Here is a 7,195-nt window from a genome sequence, read left to right on the forward strand (position 1 = left end):
CTTTAACTGATCGGCATTAAGCCATTAGGCTGCTTTTTCATCAATAACGTTCAGTTACTTCTCTTTAGGCTTTTTACGCTTATCCGTAACTTCCCACTTACCGTCGATGTACAACGCAGTCCAACCGGACGGTTTTCCATCTACTTCAGTACGAACGTAGTTTTCTTTAGTCTTACGACTAAAACGAACCACTGTCGGCTTACCATCAGGGTCAGCAACTGGCGCTGATGCTAGGTATTGGAACTTAGGTGAGATACGGTCTTTAAAACGAACCAACTCTTCCACTAATGGTGCACGTGTTTCACGTGATTTAGGGAAGTTGCTCGCAGCCATAAATAGACCAGAAGCACCATCACGAAGAACAAAGTACGCGTCTGAATTTTCACATGGAAGTTCAGGGAAATGTACCGGGTCTTCTTTCGGTGGCGCAACTTCGCCATTTTTTAGAATCTTACGAGTGTTCTTACAATCGTCATTGGTACAATCCATGTATTTACCAAAACGACCGTTCTTCAGAACCATGTCAGAACCACACTTGTCACACTCAACAAGTGGACCATCATAGCCTTTCACTTTAAATTCGCCGTGCTCAACCACATAACCTTCACAGTTCGGGTTGTTACCACATACGTGCATCTTACGCTTATCATCGATTAGATAAGCATCCATTGCCGTTTCACAAATAGGACAACGCTTTTTAGCTCGAAGTGCTGCTGTTTCAACGTCTTCTTCAAGCACGTTGATAATGCCTTCTTCATCACCAAGGTTGATTGTTGTCTTACAACGCTCTTTTGGTGGAAGTGCATAGCCAGAACAACCAAGGAATACGCCTGTCGAAGCAGTACGAATACCCATTTTACGACTACAAGTCGGACACTCAATATCGGTTTCCACGATATGATTTGGCTTCATGCCACCAGCGTCTTCGTCTAAATCTGCTTTTTCCAAATCGCCAGTAAAGTCTTCGAAGAAGTTATCTAGCACGCCTTTCCAGCTTGCTTCGCCTTCTGCGATTTGGTCCAACTTCTGCTCCATACGAGCAGTGAAGTCGTAGTTCATTAGGTCGTTGAAGCTGCCGTCTAGACGGTCAGTAACAATTTCACCCATCTTCTCAGCATAGAAACGACGCTGTTCAACTTTTACATAACCACGATCTTGAATCGTCGAGATGATAGATGCGTATGTTGAAGGACGACCAATACCACGCTTCTCAAGCTCTTTAACTAGCGCCGCTTCAGTGAAACGAGCCGGTGGCTTAGTGAAGTGCTGTTTAGGGTCTAGCGCGATCAGGTCAAGCTTATCGCCGATCTGAACTGCTGGAAGGATCGTATCTTCGTTCTTACCCATTGGACGCTGAACACGAGTCCAACCATCAAATTTAAGGATACGACCTTTCGCTTTTAACGTGTACTCATCGGCTTTAACGCTTACTGTCGTTGAATCGTATTGAGCTGGTGTCATTTGACACGCAACGAATTGATTCCAAATTAGCGAATAAAGCTTGTGTGCGTCTGCATCTACGCCGTTTAGGTCTTCCGACTTAACATCTACACTTGAAGGACGAATCGCTTCGTGGGCCTCTTGAGCGCCCTCTTTGCTGCCGTATACAAGTGCTTTAGGTGGAAGGTATTGCGCGCCGTACTCAGAACCAATGTATTCACGAGCGGCTTCTACAGCTTCTGAGCTCAAGTTAGTTGAGTCAGTACGCATATAAGTGATGTAACCCGCTTCATACAGGCGTTGAGCCAGCATCATGGTTTTCTTTACGCCATAACCAAGACGCGTACTCGCCGCTTGTTGCAGCGTCGACGTGATGTAAGGTGCAGACGGCTTACTCTTTGTTGGGCGGTCTTCACGTTTACATACTTCGTATTGCGCTTTTTCTAAAACGCTAACAGCAGCTTGTGTTTGCGCTTCATTTTCAGGTTTAAACGCAACACCGTCTTTCTGTGCAACTTGCAGTCTAAAGTCGGTTTTCTCTGCTGTTTTAGTATCAGCATGCACATCCCAGAACTCTTCAGGGATAAAGGCGTTGATCTCGCGCTCACGCTCTACCAGTAGTTTTACCGCTACTGATTGAACACGGCCAGCGGACAGGCCTCGTGCTACTTTTTTCCAAAGCAGAGGTGACACCATAAAGCCAACAACACGGTCCATAAAACGTCGTGCTTGTTGTGCGTTTACGCCATCAATATTTAGCTCACCTGGCGTTTCGAAAGCTTGTTGAATAGCATTCTTGGTGATTTCGTTAAAAACCACTCGCTTGTATCGCGTTTCATCGCCGCCGATGATCTCACGAAGGTGCCATGCGATAGCTTCTCCTTCGCGGTCCAAATCGGTTGCGAGATAAACATGGTCTGCGTTCTCAGCCAGTTTTTGCAATTCAGCGACGACTTTCTCTTTACCAGGTAGGATTTGATAGTTCGCTTCCCACTCTTTATATGGGTTGATACCCATCTTTTTGATAAGAGCTTTGCGATCTTTTTCTTTTTTGATACGAGCTTTGTCTTCTGGGCTCATACCCTTGGTTGAAACTGCAGCAGCCTTTTGACCAGTACTTTGACCTGCCGTTGGTAAATCACGTACGTGACCTACACTCGACTTAACGACAAAGTCTTTGCCAAGATATTTATTGATAGTTTTAGCCTTGGCTGGCGACTCCACTATAACGAGCGATTTACCCATATTGACTCTAACGTCCTTAATCACGATGCTTCAGCACCAACAATTTAGCTTGTGGGCTTTTACGCATGATATTCTAAATTCATTGCTTCTTTTTTTACTATTGTGCGAGATTACTAGAAGATCAACCGCTTTTTTCAAAATTAGATCTGATCGCTCGACAATTCGACGACTCATAGATAAAAGGGTCACAATATAAAGAAGCTATAAAGTACTCACTAAGAATACTTGCAAGAGCCTATTCATCAGGCATTACGTCTAAACGGGCTCATACTAAGCTTGTCCGCGAATCTAACGCGAGCCCCATTCAATTATTTTTGCCGTAAATCACAAAATAAATTGTGGATGTTTGAAAAGACTCTCTTAATCGGTTGTGAAATCATTGAATTTCTAGTTCGACACCATAAACTCAACGTTATATTCAGTTATCAGAGATAAACTCATGACAAAGAAAGTAATAGCAGAATTTGATTTACTGCTTATCGCAAACCAAATTATCCAATCACATGATGACTACATTGAAGGCATGCGCGCAAACAGCGTAGTAGAAAAAGACGATGTACTCGTCTTCAAAGGTGAATACTTCTTAGACAGCAATGGAATGCCGACAGAGAATACAACCGCGGTATTTAACATGTTTAAATACTTAGCGCACCACCTTTCGAAAGAATTTACAATTCAGCAATAATTAAAAAGCTTGCCACTTAGGCAAGCTTTTTTGTTCCTAAACCTTTACATACTAAGCATTTTTATAGACTTAGCATTTTCAGCTTGTCGAAATAATCAGGGAATGTCTTTGACGTACAACCTGGATCATTAATCGTCACAGGCGTATCGCTCAAAGCAACCAGCGAGAAACACATCGCCATACGGTGATCATCGTAAGTATCAATCGCCGCATGAGTCAGTTCAGCCACAGGGTTAACAATAATGTAATCTTCACCCTCTTCCACTTCAGCGCCGACTTTGCGTAGCTCTGTTGCCATTGCAGCCAAGCGGTCTGTCTCTTTCACACGCCAGTTGTAGACATTACGGATTGCCGTTGTGCCTTTCGCAAACAATGCGGTTGTCGCGATAGTCATCGCAGCATCTGGGATATGGTTATAGTCCATATCAATGCCTTTCAGCTCGCCACAACGAGAAATAACGTAGTCGTCACCCCATTCGATTTCCGCACCCATTTTCTCAAGCGCATCAGCGAATTGGATATCACCTTGGATACTGTTTTTACCAATACCAGTGACCTTAATCTCACCACCTTTGATAGCAGCGGCTGCAAGGAAATATGACGCAGATGATGCATCACCTTCAACCAAGAAATCACCCGGTGCCGAGTAAGATTGCCCGGTAGGAATCACAAACTCTTGGTAATCATTATTGATCACGTCCACACCAAATTGCTTCATGATGTGCAGCGTAATATCGATGTAAGGTTTAGAAACCAATTCACCGTCAATTTTAATGGTCACTTCACCTTCAGCTAAAGGCGCAGCCATCAAAAATGCCGTCAAAAATTGACTAGAGATCGAACCGTCGATAGAAACCGTACCGCTCTTCAAACCGGTACCTGTGATCTTCAATGGCGGGTAGTTTTCGTTCTCTAAATATTCAACGTCGGCACCGGCTTCTCGTAGTGCTGTTACTAAGTGGCCAATTGGGCGCTCTTTCATGCGAGGCTCACCAGTAAGAACGTATTCACCGCGACCTAAACATAGTGCAGCCGCCAACGGACGCATCGCCGTACCCGCGTTACCTAAGAAAAGCTCTAGGGCTTTGTCACTTGAGAATGCACCACCAACACCTGTCACTTCACAAACGGTTTTGTCTGCAGACAACTGATAATCAACACCTAACTGAGTCAATGCATTCAACATATGACGAATATCATCACTGTCTAGCAAGTTTGTTAGGCGAGTGGTTCCCGTAGAAAGTGCAGCCAAAAGAAGTGCACGGTTGGAAACGCTTTTTGAACCAGGTAGGTTAACTTCCCCGTTCACTTTTTGAATTGGTTGTAACGTAAGGCTTTCCATTAAATCTTATAGTCCTTGTACCACCCGAAGTCACTGGTGCGTATTTATTTTCGGGTGATGAATAATTCTTCGTACTTGCAGACTAACGAACTTTTCCAACGAACTCCAGAGCTAATCCGGCCCAAACCGGTGATTAATTAGCCAATCAATCGTATTTATATACTAGTACACAAGATCAACTCGAACACCATCTGAAAAATAGAGAATTCGTACATCATCGCCTCGGTTGAACAGCATCGAGTTATCGACATCTTGGATAATGTTGACCAACTTGTCGTCTTTGGTTTTGACCAATAACTCGACCAGTTTGTACTCTACTTTATATTGTGTGTTACCTCGGTTACGAGCAATACCCGCACCTGCTACTGCACCTACAGCTGTCGCCACTTCTTTACCAGTGCCGCCGCCAAACTGGTTACCAATCAAGCCACCAATCGCCGCACCTAACAAGGTTTCCCAACCATTCGCTTTCGACTCAACGATCTCTTGCTGAGTGATGTATCTGACCGTATCAATCTCACCATAAACCACCTCGTTTACTGGTCGAGCTTGGTTTCTGTTGTAAGCTGCATTTGCCAACATGGGCAAAACAAGTAAAATCCAAAGCAACTTCTTCATGGTAAAACTCCTAAAGACCTCTTGGTCAGTGATTAATCTGTAATGCGGTACTTATGACTATATACCTAACCGAACTTGATACTACTAGTATAGAGTTTCCTTCGCCTTTCGACGCGCTTGATGACCCCAACGGTCTGCTCGCCTTCGGTGGTGATTTATCACCAATGCGAATTTTAAACGCTTATAGCCAAGGTATATTTCCATGGTATGGCCCAGGTGAGCCTATACTTTGGTGGAGCCCTGCACCGCGAGCGGTATTTAATCCTAAGACATTCGAACCGTCAAAAAGTCTTAAAAAGTTTCAAAGAAAGCACAATTACCGAGTCAGCATCAACCAAGCGACGGACAGAGTAATTGGTTATTGCTCTTCACTAAGACCCGAAGAAGAAACCTGGCTAAACAGCGACATGCAGTCAGCCTACCGCAAACTCGCTTCATTAGGTTTCTGCCACTCGGTTGAGGTTTGGCAAGATGATGAACTGATCGGTGGACTTTACGGCTTACAAAGAGGCCAAGTCTTTTGCGGTGAATCGATGTTCAGCCTAAAGACCAATGCCTCTAAAATTGCGCTGTGGTACTTTTGTAAACACTTTACCCGATTCGGCGGACAACTGATTGATTGCCAAGTCATGAACCCTCACTTGGAATCCTTGGGCGCTATCGAGGTTGATAGGGATGAATTCCTAGGCTCTCTGCAATTACTCAAAGAGTTCTCCGTTGACGATGCATGCTTTAAAACCCAATGGCTAAAGGAAATGCCTTAATGAATCCAGATTTACAACAAATCAGAATTGGATTAACAGACAATCACGCTTGCAGCTACTTACCTCACTTCGAAGAGAGAGTGGCGGTCACGCTTGACGAACACATGCACACCTCAGATAACTATGAAGTTCTGCTTGCGAATGGATTTCGCCGCAGTGGTTCAACCATTTATAAGCCACATTGCGATAATTGCTCAGCATGCCAAGCGATTCGGCTTTCAATTCCTGAGGTTAAGCTTTCCAAAAGCCAACGACGGATCCTTAACAAAGGAAAATCACTACGTTGGGAACTGAAAGATGAGATGGATGACAACTGGTTTGACTTATACAGTCGCTATATCACCGCTCGTCACCGTTCGGGAACCATGTACCCACCCAAGAAAGAAGAGTTTCTACAATTCTCTAAAAATGAGTGGCTTACTACAAAGTTCATGCACATCTATGATGAGAACAAGTTGGTTGGTATCGCCGTAACCGACATCATGGCTCACTGTACGAGCGCGTTTTATACCTTCTTCGCTCCTGATATAGACATTTCGATGGGAACACTTGGCGTTCTATTTCAGATCCAACATGCCCAGAAAGAACAAAAACAATGGTTATATTTGGGTTATCAAATCGATGAATGCCCTGCGATGAACTATAAAGTACGATTTCAACGTCATCAAAGGCTAGTAAATCAGCGGTGGCAAGGGTAGAATACGCGACAACTTTACATATTTTGATTTTAACGGCACAATCAAGCCGTTGAAAACCGCCAAATTTCGAAAGAGGATTAGATGGCTAAAGAAGACGTAATCGAGATGCAAGGCACTGTCCTTGATACTCTACCAAACACAATGTTCCGTGTTGAGCTTGAAAACGGTCACGTAGTGACAGCACACATCTCTGGTAAAATGCGTAAGAACTACATCCGTATTCTTACTGGTGATAAAGTAACTGTTGAGATGACTCCATACGACCTTTCTAAAGGCCGCATCGTCTTCCGTGCTCGTTAATTTTTAATTAGCGAATACAATAAGAAGCGGAGCTTAAGGCTCCGTTTTTTATTGCCTGAGCTTTTTACTACACAAGCACATCAATCTCGCATCTCGCATCTCG

General features: G+C 44.0%; 7 protein-coding genes. 4 read left to right on the forward strand and 3 right to left on the reverse strand.

Going from position 1 to position 7,195, the window contains the following annotated elements:
- Positions 1 to 54: 54 nt before the first annotated feature.
- The gene (gene topA, locus AB4503_RS06320) at positions 55 to 2,685 is read right to left on the reverse strand and encodes a type I DNA topoisomerase (protein ID WP_048612738.1); all 2,631 of its coding nucleotides are present in this window, start codon (positions 2,683 to 2,685) and stop codon (positions 55 to 57) included.
- A gap of 439 nt (positions 2,686 to 3,124) precedes the next feature.
- Between topA and AB4503_RS06325 the strand changes: the two genes are divergently transcribed.
- Positions 3,125 to 3,370, forward strand: coding sequence for a YciN family protein (locus tag AB4503_RS06325; RefSeq protein WP_017062104.1), 246 nt, complete (start codon positions 3,125 to 3,127; stop codon positions 3,368 to 3,370).
- Positions 3,371 to 3,431: 61 nt separating this feature from the next.
- On the opposite strand, the gene aroA is transcribed toward AB4503_RS06325, so the two are convergent.
- Both aroA and AB4503_RS06335 read right to left on the reverse strand, forming a co-directional pair.
- Positions 3,432 to 4,712, reverse strand: coding sequence for a 3-phosphoshikimate 1-carboxyvinyltransferase (gene aroA, locus AB4503_RS06330; protein WP_017062105.1), 1,281 nt, complete (start codon positions 4,710 to 4,712; stop codon positions 3,432 to 3,434).
- A 162-nt stretch (positions 4,713 to 4,874) separates the two neighbouring features.
- The gene (locus tag AB4503_RS06335) at positions 4,875 to 5,330 is read right to left on the reverse strand and encodes a glycine zipper 2TM domain-containing protein (protein WP_004736438.1); all 456 of its coding nucleotides are present in this window, start codon (positions 5,328 to 5,330) and stop codon (positions 4,875 to 4,877) included.
- A gap of 53 nt (positions 5,331 to 5,383) precedes the next feature.
- On the opposite strand from AB4503_RS06335, the gene aat reads away from it, so the two are divergent.
- The 3 genes from aat to infA all read left to right on the forward strand — a co-directional run bounded on the left by aat (position 5,384) and on the right by infA (position 7,092).
- Positions 5,384 to 6,094: a leucyl/phenylalanyl-tRNA--protein transferase gene (gene aat, locus AB4503_RS06340; RefSeq protein ID WP_017063504.1), complete on the forward strand. Its 711-nt coding sequence runs from the start codon at positions 5,384 to 5,386 to the stop codon at positions 6,092 to 6,094.
- Positions 6,094 to 6,792 (forward strand): arginyltransferase, encoded by a 699-nt coding sequence (locus AB4503_RS06345; RefSeq protein WP_017062107.1) that lies wholly within the window; start codon positions 6,094 to 6,096, stop codon positions 6,790 to 6,792. Before aat ends, AB4503_RS06345 begins: the two co-directional genes overlap by 1 nt.
- An 81-nt stretch (positions 6,793 to 6,873) precedes the next feature.
- Positions 6,874 to 7,092: a translation initiation factor IF-1 gene (gene infA, locus AB4503_RS06350; protein WP_001040192.1), complete on the forward strand. Its 219-nt coding sequence runs from the start codon at positions 6,874 to 6,876 to the stop codon at positions 7,090 to 7,092.
- Positions 7,093 to 7,195 lie beyond the last annotated feature (103 nt).

It is taken from the genome of Vibrio sp. 10N.222.55.B11 (assembly GCF_041473705.1).
GTDB classification, from domain to species: Bacteria; Pseudomonadota; Gammaproteobacteria; order Enterobacterales; family Vibrionaceae; genus Vibrio; species Vibrio crassostreae_C.

Coding starts and splice junctions, on each gene's coding strand:
- topA (WP_048612738.1), bottom strand. CDS start 2,685: ATGGGTAAATCGCTCGTTATAGTGGAGTCGCCAGCCAAGGCTAAAACT.
- AB4503_RS06325 (WP_017062104.1), top strand. CDS start 3,125: ATGACAAAGAAAGTAATAGCAGAATTTGATTTACTGCTTATCGCAAAC.
- aroA (WP_017062105.1), bottom strand. CDS start 4,712: ATGGAAAGCCTTACGTTACAACCAATTCAAAAAGTGAACGGGGAAGTT.
- AB4503_RS06335 (WP_004736438.1), bottom strand. CDS start 5,330: ATGAAGAAGTTGCTTTGGATTTTACTTGTTTTGCCCATGTTGGCAAAT.
- aat (WP_017063504.1), top strand. CDS start 5,384: ATGACTATATACCTAACCGAACTTGATACTACTAGTATAGAGTTTCCT.
- AB4503_RS06345 (WP_017062107.1), top strand. CDS start 6,094: ATGAATCCAGATTTACAACAAATCAGAATTGGATTAACAGACAATCAC.
- infA (WP_001040192.1), top strand. CDS start 6,874: ATGGCTAAAGAAGACGTAATCGAGATGCAAGGCACTGTCCTTGATACT.